The organism is Nocardiopsis protaetiae (genome assembly GCF_045446735.1).
GTDB lineage: Bacteria > Actinomycetota > Actinomycetes > Streptosporangiales > Streptosporangiaceae > Nocardiopsis > Nocardiopsis protaetiae.
In genome coordinates this window covers 14,551-35,799 of record NZ_JBJJBV010000001.1, presented here as the reverse complement: position 1 = coordinate 35,799, position 21,249 = coordinate 14,551, and the positions used below count along the sequence as shown (strand labels likewise).

Sequence of the window (21,249 nt, the reverse complement as noted above, 5' to 3'; positions counted from 1 at the left end):
TTGTGCCATGTAGACATTTCGTGCATGAGCGCCGCGCCCGGCCGGACGCGGCGGAGGAGGTAGGGGACGTGAACCGTTACGAGGGACGACGGGTCCTGGTCACCGGCGGCGGATCGGGCATCGGTCAGGCCACCGTGCTGCGCATGCTGGCCGAGGGCGGCAGCGTCGCCGCCGCCGACGTCAGCGAGGCCGGACTCAAGGACACCATCGACAAGGCCGGGGACCTGGCCGGGCGGCTGACCACGGTGTTCATGGACATCTCCGACGAGGAGTCGGTGCGCGCCGGCGCCGGCATCGCCGTCGAGGCCCTCGGCGGTCTCGACGCGCTCGTCAACGCCGCCGGGATCCTGCGTTCGTCGCACACCGAACAGACCGCCCTGGCGGACTTCGAGCGGGTCCTGCGCATCAACCTGGTCGGCACGTTCCTGGTGATCCGTGAGGCCCTGCCCGAACTGAAGCGGGGCCGGGGCCCCGCCGTGGTGAACTTCAGCTCCACCTCGGCGGCGTTCGCGCACCCCTACATGGCCGCGTACGCGGCCAGCAAGGGCGGGATCCAGTCGATGACCCACGCGCTGGCGTCCGAGTTCGCCAAGGACGGGATCCGCTTCACCGCCGTGCAGCCCGGCTCGATCTCCAGCGGGATGACCGACGGCAGCGGCGCCAGCGGCCAGAGCCGTGGGCCCGGCCTGCCGGAGGACGCCGACATGGCGCTGTTCGCCAAGCTCGGCCCCGCCCTCGGGCAGGGTTTCGCCGGGCCGGAGACGGTGGCGTCGGTGGTGGCGATGCTGGCCTCCGACGACGGCGCGTTCATCACCGGGACCGAGGTCCGCATCGACGGGGGTACCCACTTCTGACCCCGGGGGCGTGAAAAGGGGCCGTGCCGCGGACGTTCCGCGGCACGGCCCCGTGTTCGTTCGGTCCGTGTGTTCGTGCTCGGTCAGCCCTGGTCGAGGAGTCGGGCGCAGCGGATCAGACCCAGATGCGAGTACGCCTGCGGATGATTGCCCAACGCCCGCTCACTCACCGGATCGAACTCCTCCGGCAACAACCCCGTCGGCCCCGCACAGTCCACCAGGTGCGCGAACAGCTCCTCGGCCTCGGCCCGCCGCCCCGTGGCCAGATAGGCCTCGATCAGCCAGGTCGTGCACAAATGGAAGCCGCCCTCCCCGCCCGGCAGCCCGTCATCGCGGTGGTAGCGGTACACCGTCGGGCCGCTGCGCAGCTCGGCCTCGATCGCGGTCACCGTCGCCTGGAACCGCGCATCGGCCGGATCGATCAGCCCCGACAGGCCGATGTGCAGCGAGGCGGCGTCCAGGTCGGTGCCGTCGTAGGCGGTGGTGAACGCCTGGGCGGCCTCGTTCCACCCCTTGTCGATGACCTCGGCGGCGATCTGCGCGCGGAGGGGTTCCCAGGTGGGGTCGGGGGTGCGGTGGTAGGCGGCGGCCAGGGTCAGGGCCCGGTCCAGGGTGACCCAGCCCATCACCTTGGAGTAGACGCGGTGGCGGGGCTCGTCGCGTTCCTCCCAGATGCCGTGGTCGGGCTCGTGCCAGCGCCGGGCCACGGCCTGGGCCATCTCCTGGACCAGGTCCCAGTCCCGGTCGGCCAGGACCCCGCGGGCGGCGGCGAGGTGGGTGATGAGCTCGACCACCGGGCCGAACACGTCCAGCTGCACCTGGTGGTCGGCCAGGTTGCCCACCCGCACCGGGCGGGACCCGGCATAGCCCGACAGGGACTCGATGACCTCCTCCGGTCCCAGGTCGGTGCCGCGTAGCGAGTACAGCGGCTTGAGCAGCTCCGGGCCGGGCAGGGTGGCCACCACCCGGTGGACCCAGTCCAAGAACGCGTCGGCCTCGGCGGTGGAGCCGAGGTCGACCAGGGCCTGCACGGTCAGGGCCCCATCGCGCAGCCAGCAGTACCGGTAGTCCCAGTTGCGGATACCGCCGATCTCCTCGGGCAGGGAGGTGGTCGCGGCGGCCATCACACCCCCGGTGGGGGTGCACAGCCCGCGCAAGGTGAGCGCCGAACGCGCCACCAGGCGCCGCTCCGTCTCGGGCAGATCGAGTGTCCCCACCCACGAGGCCCACCCCTGCTCCGTCCGGCGGCGGCGTTCGGCCTCGGGCCGGTCGGCCGGGGCCAGGGAGTCGGTGCCGCAGCGCAGCTCCAGCACCACGGGGTGTTCGGAGGTGGGCTGCACGGTGGCGTAGGCGATGTCGTCGACGCCGTCGTGGTCGATGCGCCAGGACACCCCCGGGGCGTGCAACGCGATGGGGAACTCGGCCCCCTCCACGATCAGCCCGTCGTCCTTGGCGGTGATCCGCACCGGGGAGCGGCCGAAGTCGGGGCGGGGGGCGAACTCCACCACCGCCGGGGTGGTCCCGGTGATCACCCGCACCAGGTCGGTGCGGCCCGGGCCGGTGTCGGCGGCCAGGTAGTCGATGACCTCCAGCCGGGAGAAGCGGGTGCGCACCGTCATGGTGTCGCGCTCATAGCGCTGCCCCAGCGGCAGGCCCTTGTGGGCGGGGGCGATGGCGAAGACACCGGCGGAGCGCCCGCCCAACAGCTCGGCGAACAGCGCCGGGGAGTCCGGCTCGGGGTGACACAGCCACAGCAGCCGCGCGTCCGGGCCCACCAAGGCGACCGAGGCCTGGTTGGACAGCAGCGACATCCGCTCGATCGGGGTCGGGCGTTCCCCGAACACCCAGGAGCGGCGCTCGGCGGCCAGCAGGGCCAACAGTTGGGCGGCGGCCGGGGTGTCGGCGACCCGGTGGGCGGCCACCGAGGGTTCGGCCACGTCCCCCACCCGGATCCCGGCGTCGGCGCCGGCCAGGTGGAGGAAGACGGGTTCCTCGCCGTCGCCGCCGCCCATGTACAGCACCGCGGTGGCCTCGACCTGCCCGCGCAGCACCTCCAGGGCCTCGGCCTTGCCGTGCGCGGAGGGGTCGGCTGCCAGGTCGGTGTCGAACTCGGTGCCGTGCGCCCCGACCAGCCGCACCTCGCCGGGCAGCCGGGACAGCGCGGCCAGGTCGCGCAGGGGGCGGGCGGAGATGACCGCGCACACCGTCCCGGGAAGCTCCGCCAACTCACGCAGGGCGCGGACCGCTTCGGGCAGGGGGCGACGGTCGGGGTGGCCGTCGGCGTCCAGGGGGGCCAGGGCGCCGTCGTAGTCGCAGGCCACCAGCAGCCGGGAGGTGCGGGCCAGTGCCGACACACGTCGGCGGACATCGACGGAAAGGGGGTCGGGGGTCACTCCGGTGGGCTCTTCCGGCATGCCCGGGACCGCGTCCACCGCCTGGGTGAGCGTCACTGTGCCTCCTCCGCTGGTCCACGCAACGACCTGGGAAAAATGGGTGATCTTTAGGACTCCGTGCGCATACATCGGGTTCACACGGGTCTGGTGTGGAAAACGTAGAACCCGGGGCTTGTGGCACGGGTGGGGCTTCAGGGGACTTGAAACAGATCTCAGGAACTTTTAACGCGGATGTGGATGAAAGGGATCGCGCGCAGCGTCAAGATCCGGTCCTCCGGAAGTCAACGCGAGACTACCTGCGGTCTGTTGCCCCTGAGACCCGTGGGGAGCGTGATGCAGGTCACTCTAGGGATGTTTCGCGTGGATGGCGAGGGTGTGTCCGGGATGGAAGGCGGCCACCGGATGCGGCGAATGTGTAGAAAAGACGCAAAGCCGACATGGGCGGGATTCTCCCTCTTCTTGGTGGATTGGGCGATGTGCGATGCGCCACCGGCCGCCGGGGATTTTGCGGTGGCGTTGACCTGCGAGAACGTCGAATGGTCGTGCCTGGCTGCCGTCGGTCCGCGTGTGCGGCCCGACGGGCGCGGTCGACCGGGTGGACCGCGATCACATTTCCGGAACAGTGGGGTCGCAAGCCGGAAGCGGGGAGCCGGTCGGGGTGGTGGGAAGCCGCTGCGGTGCGACTGGGGGTGGTCCCGGGTGGCCCGCCGTTGTTGCCGCCCCGGTGACTCGGCGGTGCTGCCGATGGTCGCGGCCCTTGCCGTTCTGGGCGAGTGCATCGGTGAGGGCGGGTTGATCCCGGGCGGCTTGCCGGTGTCGCCGGTCCGGTGATTCGGCGGTGCAGTGGACGATCGTGGCCTTTGCCGTTCTGGGCGAGCGCATCGGTGGGGACGGGTCGGTCCTGGGCGGCTTGCCGGTGTCGCCGGTCCGGTGAACGGGGAGCGGGCGGTCGCGTGCGGGGGCGAACGGGCCGGGGTTGACCGGGGTGGGGCCGACGGGCTTCGGTGGGGTCATGACCGACGAATGCGACTCCGACGCGGAGCCCGGGCGCGACCTGAGGCCTGCGCACGCCCAGGCCGGTGACCCGGCGGGGCTGTTGGCGGCCGCGGTCGTCGCCGCTGAGGAGGAGGCCTTGGCGGCCCTCGCCGCCTTGGACGAGCACATCAGCGGGGGCGGGGCAGTCCCGAGCGGCCTACTGCCGTCGCTGGTTCGGATGGCCGCCGACGAGGGCCGTCCGATGGAAGTCCGCTGTGACGCCCTGATGGCGGTGGAGAGCCTGTACCGATCCGGCGACCCGGCGGGTTCCGCCGAACGGTCGGCCGTTCTGCCGGAGCTCGCCGTTCTGCTGAACGACCCCGACCCGCGTGTGTGCTCCGAGGTCGCGGCCGTGCTCGCCCGGGCCCTCGACGATGCCCCTGCCGCGCTCGATGCCCTGCGTCGCAGATGGGAGGTCGAACCGGATACGGCTATCCGCCACCAGGGCGAACCGGATTCGCCCATCCGCCGCCGAGCCGAACCGGATACGGCTATCCGATGCCGGGCTGAAGCGGATTCTGCCCTCCGCTCCGAGGAAGCCGATCCGGATTCGGTGATCCATGTTCATGCTGAAACGGATTCGGCTATCCATCATGGGGGTGTCGAAGCTGATCTGGGTGTCCGATTCCGAGTCGAACCGGATTCGATCATCCGGCTTCAAGCTGAAACGGATTCGGTGCTCCGGCTCCGGCTGCTCCAGGCCGCCGCCGGCCTTGTCGACCGCCACCCCGACGGACGGGCGTGGGTCGAGGCCGGGGACCCCCGCGTGCGCTGGCTGCTGGATCTGCGCGACCACGGCGGCGCCGACGAACGCCTGACCCTCGCCCTGCGGGCACCCGCACTTCTACAGTCCTCTGGCACCTCTGGCATCCCGGACGCCCCTGGCAGCCCCAACGCCCCTATTGACTCTGGCACCCCCGGCACCCCCGGCACCCCTAGCGACTCTGGCATCCCTGGCATCCTTGGCGACTCTGGCATCCCTGAAGCTCCTGGCGGCCCCGAAGCCCCTGGTGCTCCTGGTGCCCCCGGTGCTCCTGGTGCCCCCGGTGTCCCCAGTGCTCCTGGTGCCTCCGGTGCTCCTGATGCCCCTGGCGGACCTGACACCTTTGACGCCCCTGACGGCTCTGGCACCCCTGGCGGCCCCGGCGACCTCGTGGACCTGGCCGCCGCGTCGGTCGACGGCGACGACCCCCGGCCGCCGTGGGTACGGGTTCTCTCCGCCGACCACATCGCCGACGCCTGGGCGGTGCCGGGAGCCCTGGTCCAGGTGGCGGTGGCCCTGGACGGCGACCGCGACCGGTGCGCCGACCTCGCCGCCCGGCTCGCCGGGTCCGCGCGGGACGGGGTTCGGCTGGGAGCGGTCGAGGTGGTGGCAACGCTGGTCGACGGGCTCCGGGGCACGGAAGGCACATGCGTCGACACCGTCGGCAGGCTGGCCGCCGATCCGTGGGAGCCGGTGCGGGAGCGCGCCGTTCCGCTGCTCGCGGTGGCGGGGGAGGCGGCCGCACCTTGGGCGGACGTTCTGGCCCAGCGCGCGTCCGCGTATACCCAGCGTGCGGTCGCGGATGCAGGCGCCACGGCGTCAAGAACCACGGCGTCACGAGCCACGGAGTTGAGGGCCACACCGACGGGGCTTGCGCCAACGGGGTCCGCGGAGCGGGGCGCCGCACTGCTCGGTCTGGCACTGCTGCGCGACCCCCGGGTGGTTCCCCTGTTGCAGGAGGGGAGGGGGTGGACGGCCCTCGGGTTGCCCTACGCCCCGCAGGGCGACACGGGGTGGTCCTCGCCGGGGCTGCCCGACCTGTTGGAGGCCCTCGTTCATGAGGCGGACGCCCTGACACCCTTGCTGCGAGAACTCCTGGAGAAGGGCGGCGACGACGCCCTCGGGGTCATGTTCGCCTTGGAGGCCTGGGGATCCGCCGCGGCGCCGCTCGCCGACGCGGTGGCCGAACGGCTGCGTTGCTCCTCCCGCCCGGCGCGGGAACTGGCCGTCCTCGCGGCTGTGGGGCGCGGGGCGGCGGAGCACGCGGAGCAGGTCAGGGGGTTCGCGGGGGCACGGGACGACGGTGCGGCGGCCCTGGCCTACTGGCGGATGACCGGCGACGCGGCAGCGGCCCTGGAGTTGGCGGAAGGCGTCGGACCCCGGGCCTGGGTGCCCTACTGGACCCTGCTCGCCGAGCTGGGGCCGGCCGCCCGCGCCCACGTCGACCGGCTGCGCACACCGGTGGAGCGGGCGGAGCCGGTCGCCGCGCTGGCGTACTGGCGGATGACCGGGGACACGGCCACCGTGCTGCGGGTCCTGGCCGAGGCGGAGGGTGCGCCGCTGCGAGAGTCGGTCGGCGAGCGGTCCGGCCGGGAGGCGGTACGGGTGCTGGGGGAGATGGGCGGTGCCGCCGCGCCCGCAACGCCGCTTTTGCGTGAACTGCGGGACGCGCCCGAGCGTCCTTACCGGGAGGCGGGACCCGGCTGGCGGGCCGTCCTGGAGGACCGGGAACTGCTGGGCCTGCTGGACGGGGCCATCGCCCGCATCGGGGGCTGAATCCCCTGCCTGCATGCCCGCCTTCCACAGAGAAGAAGAACGAACGTGACCGAGGACCGACACATCCCCGGGCTGGACGGCGTGGACGAAGTGCCGTGGGACACCTTTCAGCACTTCTACGGCAGTGCGGGTGACCTGCGTGAACGGTTGAAGGTCGCGTTCACCGCCGAGGAGGTTCCGGCACGGGAGGCGGTCACGGCGATGCTCGGCGCCGTGCACCACCAGGGCGGCGCAGTGCTCCCGGTGTCGGTGCCGCTGCTGCCGTTCCTGCTGCGACTGGCCGCCGACCCGACACGTCCGGCGGCGGTGCGCCGGGCGGCCGTGTTCCTGGTGGTGGAGCTCGCCCGCTGCGGATGTGAGGCGGAACGCGGATTCGTGGCTCCGGGCTGGGAGGACGCCCTGGCCGCGGCGGTTCCGGGGCTTGTGGCGCTGCTCGCGGACCCGGAGCCGGAGCTGCGCTCCGAGGCGGCCTCGGCACTGGCCTGGACCCCTGCGGACAGGCACGGAATCCCGTCCTTCCTGCGCAGCCGCTGGGAACGGGAACCGGACGAACAGGTACGACTGGTGCTGCTGGAGAGTGCGGCCCGGTTCACGGCCCGGCTCACAGCCCGCCACCCGGACGGTGCGGCGCGGATCCCGGCCGCCGCCGGGGACGTGCGGTGGCTGCTGGACCTGCGCGACCACGGCGACGTCGACGAACGCGCGATCATCGCGCTGACCGACCCGCTCCTGCTGCCGGACGACCCGGTCGGCCTCTTCGCCGAGGCGGTCGAACGGGATGGCCGCCCGCCGTGGCAGCGGGCGGCGTTCCGGGCTTACTTCTGGCGGCGCGACACCGAGGAGCGGTTCCGGCGGCTCGCGCTGCTCCGGGTCTCCCGCGCGCTCGCCGCCCGGCCCGACGCCCGCACCGGCCTGGCCCGCCGACTGCTGGGGTCGCCGTACCCGGGGGCGCGGCTCGGCGCGGTGGACGCTGTGACCGGGCTGGTCGCGGAATTCCGGGGGGCCGAGACCGTGTGGGCGGACACCGCGGGTGAACTGCTGGGGGAGTCCGTCACGGAGGCCCGGACGATCGCGGCGCAGATCCTCGCGGTGGCCGGGGAGGCGGCCGTGCCGTGGGCGGATGCGCTGGCCGAACGGTCGGCCCTGAGCGAGGACCGGGCCGAACGGGCATCGGCCCTGCTCGCGCTGGCCCGGCTGCGCGACCCCCGGGCGGTACCGCTGTTGGTGGAACGGGCGGGGGAACCGTGTTTCGGTCTTTCCAGATCACGAGGGCACCGCGGGTGGTCGTGTGCTCCCGGGCTGCCCGACGTCCTGGAACCGCTCGTCCACGAGGCGGACACGCTCATGCCCTGGCTGCGGGAACGGTTGCTCAGGGACGGCGACGACGCCCTGGGCGTGCTGCTCCCCCTGGAGTCGTGGGGGCCGGCCGCGGCCCCGCTCACCGATAAGGTGGCCGCCCACCTGGACACCGGGCGGCGGGCCCGGGCGGCGCTGAACGTTCTCGCCGCCATCGGCCCGGCCGCCGCGCGGCACGCGGAAACGGTCCGCCGCAACGCCGAACCGGGGCGCGGGGGCGCCGCGGCGCCGGCGTTCTGGCGGCTCACCGGTGACGCGGAAGGGGCACTGGACCTCATCGGCGGGTTCCACCGCCGGCAGCGGGGACCGGTGTGGGCCCTGCTCGCCGAACTCGGTCCGGCGGCCGCGCGCCACCTGGACACCGTGCGCCGGGCGGCGGGAGAGGACGGCGCGGATCCGCGGGCCGCCCTGGCGCTGTGGCGGCTCACCGGTGACACCGACACGGTCCTGCGGCTGCTCCTCGACGGGGAGGCCGCCCCGATGACGGCGCTCACGGCCCTCTGGCAGGGTCGGGAGGCGGTGCGGGTACTGGGGGAGATGGGCGCCGCCGCCGCACCCGCGCTGCCGAGGCTGCGGGCGCTGCGGGCCGATCCGCGGCGACCGCGGTCGCAGGGGCGTCATGATTCCGGATGGCGGGACGTCGTCCAGGACCGGGAACTGCTGGATCTGCTGGACGGGGCCATCGCCCGCATCGAGGGCTGAATCCCCTTCCACCTTCACTGGAACAGAGAAGAGCGAACGTGACCGAGGACCGACACATCTCCGGGTCGGACGGCGTGGACGAGGTGCCGTGGGGTGACCTCGAAGACGTCTACGGCAGCGCCGAGAGTGTGCCCGAGCTGCTGGCCACGGCGTTCACCGGCGACGAGGAGCAGGCACGGTCGGCCGTCGACGATCTGAACGTGAACGTGTACCACCAGGGCGGCCAGATCTGCTCGGCGGCGCCTCCGCTGTTGCCGTTCCTGGTGCGACTGGCGGCCGATGGAACCCGTCCCGTGTCGGTGAGGTACGACGCCCTGGAATTGGTGGCCTGCCTGGGGGAGAGCGGGCACGAGGCGGAACCGCGCTTTGTGGATCCCGGCTGGCGGCCCGCCTGGGAGGCCGCGCTGCCGGAGGTCGTCGCGCTGCTGGGTGACGGTGAACCGCTGGTGAGCCGCGCGGCCGCGTGGGTGGTGTCCTGGGCGGTGGACGAGGCGGACGGGATGATCCGTGTCCTCCGGCGCCGCTGGGAGGCCGAACCCGATGAGGTGGTCCGGCTCGAGTTGCTGAACGCCATCGCCGAACTGGTGGGCCGGCATCCGGACGGGGCGGCGTGGGTCGCGGCCGCCGAGGGGGACGTGCGGTGGCTGCTGGAGCTGCGCGACCACGGGGACCTGGACACGCGGATGGTCATCGGCTTCCGGAACCCGCTGCTGCTGCCGGACGACCCCGTCGGCCTCGCCGTGGCCGCGGTCGAGGAGGGCGGCCCGAGGCCGTCGTGGCTGCGTTCGACTTATGGAGACCATGTCACCGACGAGCGTGCGTTGAACGGGGACATCGTCCACCGAGTGGCGAAGGCACTGGCCGAGAGGCCCGACGAGTGCGCGGATCTGGCCCGCCGGTTGCTGGGGTCCCGGCATGCGGGGGCGCGGTCAGGTGCGGTGGAGATCGCCGCCGGGCTGGTCGGCGAGTTCCGGGGCGCCGAGGAGACCTGGGCCGACACGCTCGGTCCGCTGCTCGCGGAGCCGTGGGCGGTGGACCGGACACGGGCGGTGCAGATCGTCTCGGTGGCGGGGGAGGCCGCCGTGCCGTGGGCGGACGCACTGGCCGAGTGCGCCGCCGGGGGACAGGACGCCTTTGAGCGGGCGGCCGCACTGTTCGGGCTGGCCCGGCTGCGGGATCCACGGGCGGTGCCGCTGCTGCTGGAACGGGCCGACGAACCGTGCTTCGGGCTCACCGCCGGGCAGAGTCACGGCGCCGGATGGTTCTTCTCCCCGGCGATGCCCGATGTGCTGGGCCTGCTCGCCGATGAGGCCGAAGCGCTCGCCCCCGCGTTGGGCGGGCTGTTGCGCGGACCGAAGAAGGGTGGGCTCTCCGCCCTGGCGACGCTGGAGCAATGGGGCCCGGCGGCGGCTCCGTTCGCGGACGGGGTGGCCGCCCGCCTGGAGGAGTCGGATCACCCGTCGCGGGAGCTGGAGGTGCTCGCCGAGATCGGCCGGGCGGCGGCACGGCACACGGTACTGGTCCGGCGGTTCGCGGGGCCGGAGAACAACGGTTCTGCGGCGCTGGCGTTCTGGCGGTTCACCGGGGATGCGGAAGGCGCTCTGGCGCTGTTGGAGGAGGCCGGCCCCCGGCTGTGGACCCCCTACTGGACCCTGCTCGCCGAACTCGGCCCGGCGGCCGCACGCCATGTCGACGCGGTGCGCGCGGAGTCGGAGAAGAGGAACCCCAGAGCTGCGCTGGCGTACTGGCGGATGACGGGGGACGCCGACACGGCTCTGCGGGCCCTGCTCGACGGCGACCACGCGCCGCTGGGCGGCTGGGTGTACTCCTGGGCCGGCCCGGCGGCGGTGCGGGCGGTGGAGGAGATGGGCGCGGCGGCCGCACCCGCGCTGCCGCGGTTGCGGGAGTTGCGGGCCGCCCCCCGGAGGCCGGGCGACCGCAGTTCCGGATGGCGCGATGTGGTCCGGGACCGGAAGCTGCTGGCGTTGCTCGACCGGGCGATCGCGCGGATCGAAACAGGATGAGGCCGGGCCGCCGAAAACCGCTTGCCGAGGGAACAGAGGGAGCGGTTCGGTGGTGGCATGGGTGATGACGTGCGGTTGCGCGGACTGGACGAGGTTCCGTGGGCCGATCTGGAGGGCTGCTACGGGGAGGGCGGCGCCGGGGTGCGCGACGATCTCGCGGCGGCGCTCACCGGGGACCTCGGGGAGGCCGTCGGCGCCATCGAGGACCTGTCCATGAGCCTGGCCGACCGGGGGTACGGGCATCGGATCCCCTCGGCGGTGCCCGCGGCGCTGCCGTTCCTGGTGCGGGCGGCCGTCGACACCGGGCGGCCCCCGCAGGTCCGGCTGGACACCCTGGGGCTGGTCGGGGACGTGTGCTCCGCCTGGGACCTGCCCGTGCCGGTCGCCGACCTGAAGACCCTGTTGGCCGACCCCCGCCCCGCGGTGCGCTCCGCGGTCGTCGACGCGCTGGCCTGCGGACGGGGCGAGGCCACCGCGGTGGTGGAGGCCCTGAGCGAATACGGGGAGGCCGAGCCCGACCCCGAGGTCCGGCTCCGGTTCCTGGCCGCCGTCGTCCGGCTCATCGGGCGCGGCGGGCCGGTTCCGGGGTGGGTGCGCGACCGGTTCGAGAACGGGGACCGCGACGAGCGGGTGCCGGCCGGGCTCGGGGCTTGCGAGGATCCGGTGCCGATCGCCAGGGAGGCCATGGGCCACCTGGTCCGGGAACCGAGCCCCCGGTGGTTCCGGGCCGCCGGGCTGGGCGCCGACGGCCGGGATCCTCGGCGTTTCCGGTACGCCCAGGTCTGGATCCACCGGGTGCTGGACCGCGATGGGCGGGAACGGGTCACCCGGGACCTGCTCGGGCACGTGGACGCTCGGGTGCGTGCGGCCGCTGTACGGGCGGTGGCGGACCTGGTCGGGGAGTTCCGTTCGGCGGCCGGGACGTGGCCCGGGCGGGTCGCACCGCTGCTGGACGACCCTGATCCGGAGGTCCGGCGGTGGGCGGTGCGGCTGCTGTCCGCCGTCGGGGGGCGGGCCCGCCCGTGGGCGGACCGGTTGGCCGATATCGCGGCGGAACCCGGCGAGGATGCCGCGCAGGCGCTGCTCGTCCTGGCCCGGCTCGGCGACCCCCGCGCGCTCGCGCTGTTCCTGGACCGCGCCGAACTGCCGCTGTTCGGGTTCGACCCGATCCCTTCGCGGAACCCGTGGGGCTGGGACCCCACGTTCGAGGAGATTTCGGAAGCGTTCACGCCCCGCGCCGACGAGCTGCTGCCGCACCTGCACGAGCGGATGGGGCAGGACCCCTGGGAGGCCCGGTGGACCGCTCCCGCCCTGGCGGTGTGGGGCGCCCGTGCGGCCCCGCTGGCCGACAAGGTCGCCGATCTGCTCGGCGGCGCCGACCGCGACCCCGGCCTGGTGGCGACGCTGGCGGCGATCGGCCCCGCCGCGGCGCGGCACGCCGGCCGGGTGCGGGAATCCGCGGCCGGGCACGGGCGGGCCCACGCGTATCTGCGGCTCACCGGCGACGCGGAGACGGCGCTGGACCTGCTCGGCCCCTTCGGCGTTCGGTGGCAGGACCGGGAATGGGCGCTGCTCGCCGAGGCCGGGCCCGCCGCCACCCGCCACGAGGCGGACCTGCGGGAGTACACGGCCGTACGGGGAGCACACGATGCGCAGGCGCTGCGCGCCCTGTGGCGGATCACCGGCGACGCGGGTCCGGTGCTCGCCGCGCTGCTCGACACCGAGCACCCCTACCTGGGCGAACGAGTGCTCACCGGCACCGGCCTGGCCGCCGTGCGGCTGCTCGGGGAGATCGGTCCTCCGGCTCGGGGAGCGCTGCCGCGGTTGCGCGCGCTGTTCGGCTCCGACCGCACCGCGCACGTGTCACCGGTGGCACTCGGCAGGCGCGGCGTCGCCCAGGACCGGGAACTGGTCGCCCGGTTGCGCGAGGCGATCGCGCGGATCGAAGAAAGAGGGTAGAAGGTGGGGGCCCGCCCGGGGGCGGGCCCCGGCGGTCACGAGGTCTTCTCGGGTTTGCGCAGGTGGTGCACGAACGCGGGCGGGATGTTGGCGATCACCTTGTCGGACCGGACGCCGTACCGGTCGATCCAGTCCTGCACTACCCAGCTGGTGCGGGCCTGGCGCAGGTAGTCCTCGCGGCGGGCGATGACCGCCTTCACCTCCTTGGTGTACAGGTAGCCGTAGAAGGACAGGTGGCCGCCCGGGCGCAGCACCTCGAAGTAGTACTCCAGGATCTCCCGGACGGAGTCGGCGGTGAAGTTCGCGAACGGCAGCCCCGACAGGATCACGTCGTAGGTGCGGTCGGTGCCCATGTCGCCGACCAGCTTGGCGTGCACCTTCGCCTGCGGGGCGATCGGTGACAGCGCGGGGTCGGTCTCCAGCAGGTGTTCGAGGTGGGCGGCGAACTCGGCGTTGGCCTCCACCAGGTCGACGGTGTCCCCCGGGCGCATGGCGGCGGCGATACCGCGGGTGATCGCCCCGGTTCCCGCGCCCACCTCCATGATCCGCAGCGGCTCGTCGGGGACCGGACGGACACGGACGTGTTCGGCCATCGCGCCGGCCAGCGCGGGGCTGCTGGGCACGATGGAACCGGTGGCATGGAACGTCCGCAGCGCCTGGGTGAAGAACAGCCTGGTGTCACGCAGGCGCTCGTCGAGGGCGGCGAGGGGTCCGGCGGTGCTCTTTGTCTCGGACATAACCGAACGCTAACCCCTGGCGGCCCCCGATGGGAGACGCCGGTGATTCCGCGTCGTGAATTGCCGGTGTGGACCATCCCACGGCTCGCACGGGAACCCCGGCGGCGGTGGTGCTCGGACCCTGGTGGCTAGGCTGATCCCATGAGCGAAGCGGACGAGGGGACCGAGACCGGCACCGGTGCCGGGACCGAGGCCGACACCGGTACCGGGGCCGGGACCGACACCGGGGCCGGGACCGACACCGGGGCCGGGACCGACACCGGGGCCGGTACCGATTCCGGCGCCGAGGCGGGCACCGATTCCGGCGGCGACACCGAACACTCCCGGACCGCGCTGGTGACCGGCGCCTCCTCCGGCATCGGCGAGGAGTACGCGCGCCGACTGGCCCAGCGCGGCTACGGCCTGGTGCTGGTGGCCCGGCGCAAGGAACTCCTGGAGTCGCTGGCCGAGGAGATCCGCGACCTCTACGGCACCCCCGTCGAGGTGCTCCCCGCCGACCTGGGTTCGCGTGAGGGGGTGAACGAGGTCATCGGGCGCCTCACCGCCGACGGCGGTGGGGGGACCCCCGCCGTCGACCTGCTCGTCAACAACGCCGGGCGCGGCGACGGCGGAGTGTTCACCCAACAGGACCCCGCCGAGATCGACGCCATGCTCGACCTCAACGTTCGGGCCGTCCTGCTGCTGACCCGGGCCGTGCTGCCGGTGCAGATCGCCCGCCGCGAGGCGGGGGAGAAGGCCAAGCTCGGCGTCATCACCGTGTCCTCGCTGGCCGGGGAGCCCGCCGTCAACCCCGGCGGGTCGGTGTACGGGGCGGGCAAGAAGTTCCTCACCCTGTGGAGCGAGAGCGTGTCCGCGGAGGTGCGGGGCCGGGACGTGTCCGTCACCGTGGTGGTGGCCGGGTTCGTGCGCACCGACATGACGCGGGGCGTGCAGGAGAAGGGGCTGCCCGAGTTCGCGTTCGTGCCCAAGGAGCACATCGTCCGCGACTCGCTGCGGGCCTGGGCGGCCGGGCGCTCCCACGTGGTCCCCGGCGCCCAGTACAAGACCGCCGACGGGCTGCTCAAGGTGCTGCCGCGTTCGCTGGTGCGGCTGCTGGCCCGGCGCATGGTGTGACGTAGCGGTGCGCGTGCGTGCGGGCGGACGGGTGCGTGTGCGTGCGGATGTGCGTGTGCGGAGTGGCCGGTGCGACGAACGGGTGTACAGGTGCAACGGGCGGGCGGTACGGGCGGACGGGTGCGCTGGGCGACCGCAATGCCGCATGTCACGTGCTCCCGTGACCGCATGGTGAGACTCCCGCCCCCGAGTGCAACGGATGGTGGCCGCACCGCCTAGGCTTGTCAGTGCACTGTCGGTCGAGGAAAGACACCATGAAGACCTTCGAAGAGCTGTTCGCCGAGCTGTCCGAGAAGGCGCGCACCCGACCCGAGGGGTCCGGGACCGTCGCCCAACTCGACGCCGGCGTCCATGCCATCGGCAAGAAGGTCGTCGAGGAGGCAGCCGAGGTCTGGATGGCCGCCGAATACGAATCGGATGAGCAGGCCGCCGAAGAGATCTCGCAGCTCCTCTACCACCTCCAGGTTCTGATGCTGGCCCGTGGCCTGCGGCTGGAAGACGTCTACAAGCATCTGTAGGTCGGCGCGCCCCGACCACGGCGCGTACGGCCGCTCGACGTCTTCAACCACGCAGAGCCATTACGCAGAGCCAACAGAAAGCCAGACACATGCCCGACATGCTGAGGATCGCCGTGCCCAACAAGGGCCAGCTGTCCGAGCCCGCCGTCGAGATGCTGCGCGAAGCCGGGTACCGGCAGCGCAAGAGCAGCCGCGACCTGGTGATGGTCGATCCCGACAACGAGACCGAGTTCTTCTTCCTGCGCCCCAAGGACATCGCCGTGTACGTCGGCGAGGGCATCCTCCAGGCCGGGATCACCGGCCGCGACATGCTGCTGGACTCCGGGGCGCCGGTGGACGAGGTACTGCCGCTGGGGTTCGGCGGGTCCACGTTCCGGTTCGCCGCCCCCAACGGCGCGAACATGAAGGTCGCAGACCTCGACGGCAAGCGCGTCGCCACGTCGTTCGACGGGCTGCTCCGCTCCTACCTGGACAAGGAGGGGATCGACGCGCGCGTCATCCACCTGGACGGGGCGGTGGAGAGCTCCGTCCAGCTGGGGGTGGCCGACGCCGTCGCCGACGTGGTGTCGACCGGAACCACGCTGCGCCAGGCCGGGCTGGAGACCTTCGGGGAGCCGATCCTGGTGTCGGAGGCGGTGGTGATCCGCCCGGTGGACGCCGAGCCCGACGCCAAGTTCGACACCCTGCTGCGGCGGCTGCGCGGCGTCCTGGTCGCCCGCGACTACGTGATGATGGACTACGACGTGCACGCCGAACGCCTGGAGGCGGCGGTGGCGCTGACCCCCGGCATGGAGGGCCCGACGGTGTCCCCGCTGCACCGGGAGGGGTGGGTGGCGGTGCGGTCGATGGTGCCGCGCCGGGACGCCCAGCGGATCATGGACGACCTGTGGCAGCTGGGAGCCCGCGCGATCCTGGTGACGGACATCTACGCCTGCCGCCTGTAGGCCGGACTCGGCGGATAACGTATCCGGTTGCGCGGCAGGGGGCCAATGGCTGGCGGCTGCGCCTGCTGCTCGCCGGGTGTGCGCCGCGGATGGCGTATCCGTTTCAGCTGGTGGGCGACGGCCGCACATGCCCTGGGGCGACGGAGGGGCGAGGGGCTCGCGGGGAACCGCGAGCCCCTTCGTGTGTCCGACTGCACGGCTTGGCTTCGGGTCGGGGCGGGTTTTCGGTCGTCCGCTACCGGTCCGGGCGGCCCGGCTCAGGCCGGGACGACGGTGATGGTGTACTCCGTGCCCTCCCCGTGGTCCGGGATGTCGACGGACAGCACGCGGCGTTCCTCGTCCCAGTCGGAGGTCCAGCCGTCCGGGGCGTCCACGGTCAGCTCGTGGTCGGGGAAGGCGTGCTCCGGGAGGTGGATCTCGGTGGGACCCGACACCCCTCCGCGTTCGGTGAACCGAACGCGGAAGACCGCCGTGTCGGCGTCGTAGGAGACCTCCACCGGATGCCCCGCCACTGCCCGCGGGTAGGCGCGGGACATGACCTCCACCAGCGGCCCCGGGGCGAGGTCGGTGTCCGCCCACGGCCCCCAGCCGTCGTGGTCGTTGGACCAGTAGGCGCGGCCGGTGGCCATCGCCTCGGTCTCCTCCAGCATGCGGCGCACGTAGGCCTCCGCGCCCGGCCCCGACATGTCCAGGCCGAACTCACCCAGCACGATCGGCGCCTCCAGGCGTTCGGCGGTGACGCGGACGCTGTCCGACCACAGGTCGATGCTGGTGTCCACCGTCGCGCGGGAGTCGCCCTCGTAGGGCCGGCCGAGGTCCATGGGCAGCGGGTAGGCGTGCGGGGCGTAGACGATGCGGGGCCCGCCCTCGCGCGGGTCCTCCAGGTGGGGGAGCGCGGACGGGAAACCCCAGTTGACCCCCACGGCCTGGCCCTCGACGAAGATCCAGGCGTCCTGGTCGACCTCGCGGATGCGGTCCAGGCAGCGGCGGTACAGCTCGGCCAGCGGGCCGGCCTCGAAGTCCGGGCCCTGGAGGCTGCCGCCGAACGGCTCGTTCATGAGGTCGTAGCCCAGGACGGCGGGTTCGTCGGCGAAGCGGGCGGCCACGTGGTTCCAGGCGGCGGCGTAGTCGTCCATGAGGTCCGGGTGGTCGCCGGTGGTGTTCCAGAAGTGGTCGAAGGAGCGCATGACCCCCGGCTCCAGGTAGACCAGCTCCCACATGTCCTGCGACTCCACCGGCAGGCCGTCGTTGTGGGTGGCCCACTGCGGGGCACCGTTGCCGGAGTGCTCCTCAGGGCTGGTGTGGCGGCCGTAGAGGTCCTGGTGCATGTCGATGAGGACGTGGTGGCCGCGTTCGGCGTACCAGTCCACGCGCTCGGCGACGGCGTCGAGGTAGGCCTCGTCGTAGACGCCGCGTTCGGGCTCCAGGGCCTGCCACTGGATGAGGAAGCGGACGAAGTTGGTGCCCATGAGGTCGTACTCGGTCTGGACGTCGTCCTCGGTGATCCAGGGGAGGCGGTCCGGGTCGGACTTGGCCGAGCCGGAGGTGTTGAAGCCGTGCAGGAACAGGGCGCGGCCCTGATCGTCGGTGATGTAGCGGGTGGGACCCGGGTCGTGCCGGGTGGCCGCGGCGAGCAGACCGGGGAGCAGGAGGAGGACGGCGAGGACCACCAGGCGTTTCAAGTCACGTCCTTCGGGGGGTGGGGAAAAGAGACGCACGTCACTATCCTGCAAAACGTGAATCTTATTCGCAATATCCCGGCGGTCACGTCCGCCGTCGCGCTGCTCCCGTGCCTGCTGTTCGGCACCACCGGATTCCTCGCCTGGCTGGGCGCGCACGGCGCCTGGCTGCTGCTGCCCAGCGCGCTGGGGGCGCCCTTCGCCGTGCCCGGGCTGCGGTTCACGCCGCTGGGCGAACAGCCGCTGTCGGCGCTCGCCACCGAACTGGTCGGGGTGGCCGTGCTCGCCGCCGTCGTCTGGTGGGCGACCGCGCGGTCCGTGGAACGCCGCCCCGAGGCCTCCGCCGGGCGGGCCTTCCTCGCCGGGTGGGGCGCGTTCGCCCTCGGGGCCGCGGCCGCCGGAGTGCCGCGCGCCCTGGTGCCCGCCTGGGAGATGGGGCTGGAGCCCGCCGGCTGGTACGCGATGCTCGCGGGCGGACTGGTCACCGGCCTGCTGTGGGGTTCGACACTGGGGTGGATCTGCGGATTCGCGCGACTGGCGGTCCGGCCGCGGGTGACGGTGGCGGTCTGAAGACCCCACCGGAACGGGGTTTCGGTCGCACCCGAACTCGTCGTCCGCCGGTTCGATGGAGTTCACACACTGTTTGTCCGTGGTGATCCCCCGTGGCCGAAGGTGGTCGTTTCCGGGGGAGGACTCCGGCACTGACGGAGGACTGTGTCACGATGCCCGAATGATCGAAGACTTCCGCCGCGCCGTCGCCGACGTCGTCGAGGCCGCCCCGTCGCGGCCCCACGACGTTCTACCGCTCGCCGGAACGCTGTTCCAGCTGGCCGGGCACGTACCCGTCGAGGAGCGGGCCGCGGCGCTCGCGGCCATCGCCGGACGTCTCCGCACGCCGGAGCGGATCGCCCTGGGGGCCGTCGCCGACCTGGCGGTGCTGTGCGGTGCCCTCGTCGAGGTGGGGACCCCGGCCGGTCCCGCCGGGGTCGAGATCACGCGCCGCGCCCGCGAGGTCGGCGCCCAGGCGATGCGGTTCGCGGAGGCCTGGGAGACGACGGGCGAGGACGACCCGCCGCACCCGCGGGAGACCGGTGAGTCGCACCGGGCGCGGGTGACCCCGGTGCTGGGCGACGCCGACATGTACTCGCTCGCCTCGTGGGCGACCATGCAGCCGTACGGGCTCGCGGTCCGCGCCGTGCTGAGCGACGCCGAGGTGCGCGCCGCACTGCGCGAGGACCCGCGGGGGCTCGCCGAGCTCCAGGCGCTGTCCTCCCGGATGCGCCGCCACGTCGAGGAGTTCGGCGAGGTGTACGAGCTGCTGCTGATGGCCGAGGCCGACCGGATGCTCGTCCTGGACCGGGCGTCGGGGCGGGGCTTCCGGGTGCGCTTCGACGGGGTGGGGGACAACTTCCAGCTGCACACGCTGCTGGCCGACGCGCTCATCGGCCCGGAGGGGCGGGGTGTGCCCGGGCAGCGGCCGATGCCGGACTGGGTCGCCTCCGCCACCGACCTGCGCGACGACCCCCGCCTGTCGATCGTCGAGGGCGAGTGGGACCTGGTCGGCGGCGACGGCATGTGGGTGGGCAACGAGGCGACACCGGGGTCGGTGCCGTTCGTCGAGGGCGAGCGGGTGCTGGTGCTGGAGCCGATCTCCCTCAAGCACACCTGGCGGACCGGCCGCCGCCACCCGCACATCCCGGGGTGGCTGCGGGTCGAGGAGGAACTGGGGCGCGAGGAGGCCGCCGCCTGGTGGGGGCGGGTGCACCCGGCGGGCACGGTCGTGCACCCGCTGGTGCAGAGCCAGGAGGAGACGTCCCCGGTGGTGGACGTGCCGCCGGAGGAGACGTCGGGCGCGTGGAACCCCACCGACGTGACGCCGGCGCCGAACGCGGAGAACCACCGCGGGCCTGACCCCTGGAGCCCGCAGCAGGAGGAGCAGACCCCGATCCACCCCGAACCCTGGAACGCTCCGACCGACGACTCCTGGAACGCCGTCCGCTCCTCGGACCCCGCCACGGCCTACGAGGGCGCCTCCGGCACCCACGGCCACGGCGGCCCCGCCGAATCGGGCGCCCACAACACCCCCGGCTACGGCGATGCCACCGGGGCCCCTGGTGCCGGTGATGCCCCGGGCGGTTGGCCGCCCGCCGACACCGGTGCCGGTGCGCCTGGAACCCCGGGAGCCCACGGCGCCCCCGGTGCCGCCGGAACCTCTGGTGCCCCGGGTTACGGCGGCGCGGCGGGCTTCCCTGAGGCCCCTGGCCACAGCGGTGCCGGTGGTGCTTCGGGCGGCCGGCCGCCCGCTGACGTGGGCGCCGGTGGGGCCGGGGCTTCGGGGGCACATGGTGCCCCCGGTGCCGCCGGGACCTCTGGTGCTGCCGGGCACGGTGGGGCCTCCGGCGGTCGGCCGTCTGCTGACGTGGGTGCCGGTGCGGCCGAGGGTTCGGGGGCGCACGGTGTTCCTGGGCACGGCGGTGCGGCCGGTGCCGGTGACGTTCCTGGGGACTGGGGTCCTACGGGGGCGCAGGGGGCCTGGGGTGCCTCCGGGGTTGTGCCGCCGGGTGCGTCGTTGGTGCCGCCGCCTCCTGCGGACCGGTGGGAGGTCGAGGCGGAGCCGTCGATCGCCGAGGGTCCCGAGGCGGACCGTGAGCCGCCGGGTGCCGGTCTGCTGGAGCCGATGCCGGAGGGTGTTTCCGACAGCAGCGGGTGGGGTCCCTCCTGGAAGTCCTGACCGCCGACTGGATCGCCGCGGCCTCCCGCGGGGTGTGCCGCTGGCACGATGGCGCCGGTGACGCTCCTGGGGCTGGCCGCCTGTTGGTGTGAGCGCCGGTACGGCTGCGACCTCTGGTCCTTTTGGGTGCGGCGGGGCCCCATTACCGCTGGGATTTTTGAGGCACACGGTGTTCTTGGGTACAGCGGGGCGCGGGGGTGCCGGTGATGCTTCTGGGACTGGCCGCCTGCGAACGCGGGCGTCGGCGTGGCCGGGGCTCAGGGGTGCTCGGTGTTCCCGGGGCGGGACTGGAGGGCGGCCCAGATGAGGGGGATCTGGAGGGGGACGCGCCCCCAGGCGACCACGGGGTTGTCGGCCGGGCCCGGGAGGCGGCCGGTGCCGGAGTCCAGGGCCATCTGGACGTTGGCGGGCCAGACGGCGAGGAGGAGGGCGGCGGAGGCCCGGCCCGCCCAGGGGCGGCGGGTCAGCAGGCCCAGGCCGCAGGCGACCTCGGCGACGCCGCTGCCGTACACCCAGGCGCGCGGGGCGGGCAGGGAGCGCGGCATGATCGCCTCGAAGGGCTTGGGTGCGGCGAAGTGCAGCACGCCCGAGGCCAGGAACAGGCTGCCGAGGGCGTACGGGGCGGCGGTGCGCAGTTTCTTGATCACACCCCCTAAGTTACCCGC

At 73.4% G+C, this 21,249-nt stretch carries 15 protein-coding genes; 10 read left to right on the top strand and 5 right to left on the bottom strand.

Annotated elements, in window-relative coordinates; all coding sequences use genetic code 11:
* The first annotated feature begins 68 nt into the window (after positions 1-68).
* Entirely contained in the window at positions 69-854 is a 786-nt protein-coding gene (locus ACJOT3_RS00145) for an SDR family NAD(P)-dependent oxidoreductase (protein WP_406967395.1), read from the top strand.
* An 83-nt stretch (positions 855-937) separates the two neighbouring features.
* Here ACJOT3_RS00145 and ACJOT3_RS00140 read toward each other — a convergent pair whose 3' ends face one another.
* Positions 938-3,304 (bottom strand): trehalase-like domain-containing protein, encoded by a 2,367-nt coding sequence (locus ACJOT3_RS00140; protein WP_406967393.1) that lies wholly within the window; start codon positions 3,302-3,304, stop codon positions 938-940.
* A gap of 1,135 nt (positions 3,305-4,439) precedes the next feature.
* The gene (locus ACJOT3_RS00135) at positions 4,440-5,078 is read right to left on the bottom strand and encodes a hypothetical protein (RefSeq protein WP_406967391.1); all 639 of its coding nucleotides are present in this window, start codon (positions 5,076-5,078) and stop codon (positions 4,440-4,442) included.
* A gap of 357 nt (positions 5,079-5,435) precedes the next feature.
* Between ACJOT3_RS00135 and ACJOT3_RS00130 the strand changes: the two genes are divergently transcribed.
* Genes ACJOT3_RS00130 through ACJOT3_RS00115 form a run of 4 tightly spaced genes read left to right on the top strand, consistent with a single transcriptional unit; the run spans position 5,436 to position 12,862 of the window.
* Positions 5,436-6,821, top strand: a complete 1,386-nt coding sequence (locus ACJOT3_RS00130; RefSeq protein WP_406967389.1) for a hypothetical protein — start codon at positions 5,436-5,438, stop codon at positions 6,819-6,821.
* Positions 6,822-6,866: 45 nt separating this feature from the next.
* Positions 6,867-8,879 (top strand): hypothetical protein, encoded by a 2,013-nt coding sequence (locus ACJOT3_RS00125; RefSeq protein WP_406967387.1) that lies wholly within the window; start codon positions 6,867-6,869, stop codon positions 8,877-8,879.
* Between the two features lie 38 nt (positions 8,880-8,917).
* Positions 8,918-10,903 (top strand): hypothetical protein, encoded by a 1,986-nt coding sequence (locus ACJOT3_RS00120; RefSeq protein ID WP_406967385.1) that lies wholly within the window; start codon positions 8,918-8,920, stop codon positions 10,901-10,903.
* A 57-nt stretch (positions 10,904-10,960) separates the two neighbouring features.
* On the top strand, positions 10,961-12,862 hold the full coding sequence (locus ACJOT3_RS00115) for an amino acid adenylation domain-containing protein (protein WP_406967383.1): 1,902 nt from the start codon (positions 10,961-10,963) through the stop codon (positions 12,860-12,862).
* A 35-nt stretch (positions 12,863-12,897) separates the two neighbouring features.
* On the opposite strand, the gene ACJOT3_RS00110 is transcribed toward ACJOT3_RS00115, so the two are convergent.
* Positions 12,898-13,599, bottom strand: a complete 702-nt coding sequence (locus tag ACJOT3_RS00110) for a class I SAM-dependent methyltransferase (protein WP_406967381.1) — start codon at positions 13,597-13,599, stop codon at positions 12,898-12,900.
* A 333-nt stretch (positions 13,600-13,932) separates the two neighbouring features.
* Here ACJOT3_RS00110 and ACJOT3_RS00105 point away from each other — a divergent pair, with 333 nt between their 5' ends.
* The 3 genes from ACJOT3_RS00105 (at position 13,933) to hisG (ending at position 16,174) form a co-directional block, all read left to right on the top strand.
* Positions 13,933-14,712, top strand: coding sequence for an SDR family NAD(P)-dependent oxidoreductase (locus ACJOT3_RS00105; RefSeq protein ID WP_406967498.1), 780 nt, complete (start codon positions 13,933-13,935; stop codon positions 14,710-14,712).
* A gap of 254 nt (positions 14,713-14,966) precedes the next feature.
* Positions 14,967-15,230 (top strand): phosphoribosyl-ATP diphosphatase, encoded by a 264-nt coding sequence (locus ACJOT3_RS00100; protein WP_306367642.1) that lies wholly within the window; start codon positions 14,967-14,969, stop codon positions 15,228-15,230.
* 89 nt (positions 15,231-15,319) lie between these two features.
* Complete coding sequence (gene hisG / locus ACJOT3_RS00095) at positions 15,320-16,174, top strand: ATP phosphoribosyltransferase (RefSeq protein ID WP_406967378.1); 855 nt, start codon at positions 15,320-15,322, stop codon at positions 16,172-16,174.
* Between the two features lie 257 nt (positions 16,175-16,431).
* Here hisG and ACJOT3_RS00090 read toward each other — a convergent pair whose 3' ends face one another.
* Positions 16,432-17,856: a cellulase family glycosylhydrolase gene (locus ACJOT3_RS00090; RefSeq protein ID WP_406967376.1), complete on the bottom strand. Its 1,425-nt coding sequence runs from the start codon at positions 17,854-17,856 to the stop codon at positions 16,432-16,434.
* Between the two features lie 54 nt (positions 17,857-17,910).
* Between ACJOT3_RS00090 and ACJOT3_RS00085 the strand changes: the two genes are divergently transcribed.
* The gene (locus tag ACJOT3_RS00085; RefSeq protein ID WP_406967374.1) at positions 17,911-18,423 is read left to right on the top strand and encodes a hypothetical protein; all 513 of its coding nucleotides are present in this window, start codon (positions 17,911-17,913) and stop codon (positions 18,421-18,423) included.
* 160 nt (positions 18,424-18,583) lie between these two features.
* Positions 18,584-20,584 (top strand): hypothetical protein, encoded by a 2,001-nt coding sequence (locus ACJOT3_RS00080; RefSeq protein WP_406967372.1) that lies wholly within the window; start codon positions 18,584-18,586, stop codon positions 20,582-20,584.
* Between the two features lie 257 nt (positions 20,585-20,841).
* Here ACJOT3_RS00080 and ACJOT3_RS00075 read toward each other — a convergent pair whose 3' ends face one another.
* Entirely contained in the window at positions 20,842-21,231 is a 390-nt protein-coding gene (locus tag ACJOT3_RS00075; RefSeq protein ID WP_406967370.1) for a DoxX family protein, read from the bottom strand.
* Between the last annotated feature and the right edge of the window lie 18 nt (positions 21,232-21,249).

Excerpts from the sequence above, each read along its gene's own strand:
- hisG (WP_406967378.1), top strand. The coding sequence starts at position 15,320 with ATGCCCGACATGCTGAGGATCGCCGTGCCCAACAAGGGCCAGCTGTCC.
- ACJOT3_RS00080 (WP_406967372.1), top strand. The coding sequence starts at position 18,584 with ATGATCGAAGACTTCCGCCGCGCCGTCGCCGACGTCGTCGAGGCCGCC.
- ACJOT3_RS00115 (WP_406967383.1), top strand. The coding sequence starts at position 10,961 with ATGGGTGATGACGTGCGGTTGCGCGGACTGGACGAGGTTCCGTGGGCC.
- ACJOT3_RS00100 (WP_306367642.1), top strand. The coding sequence starts at position 14,967 with ATGAAGACCTTCGAAGAGCTGTTCGCCGAGCTGTCCGAGAAGGCGCGC.
- ACJOT3_RS00110 (WP_406967381.1), bottom strand. The coding sequence starts at position 13,599 with ATGTCCGAGACAAAGAGCACCGCCGGACCCCTCGCCGCCCTCGACGAG.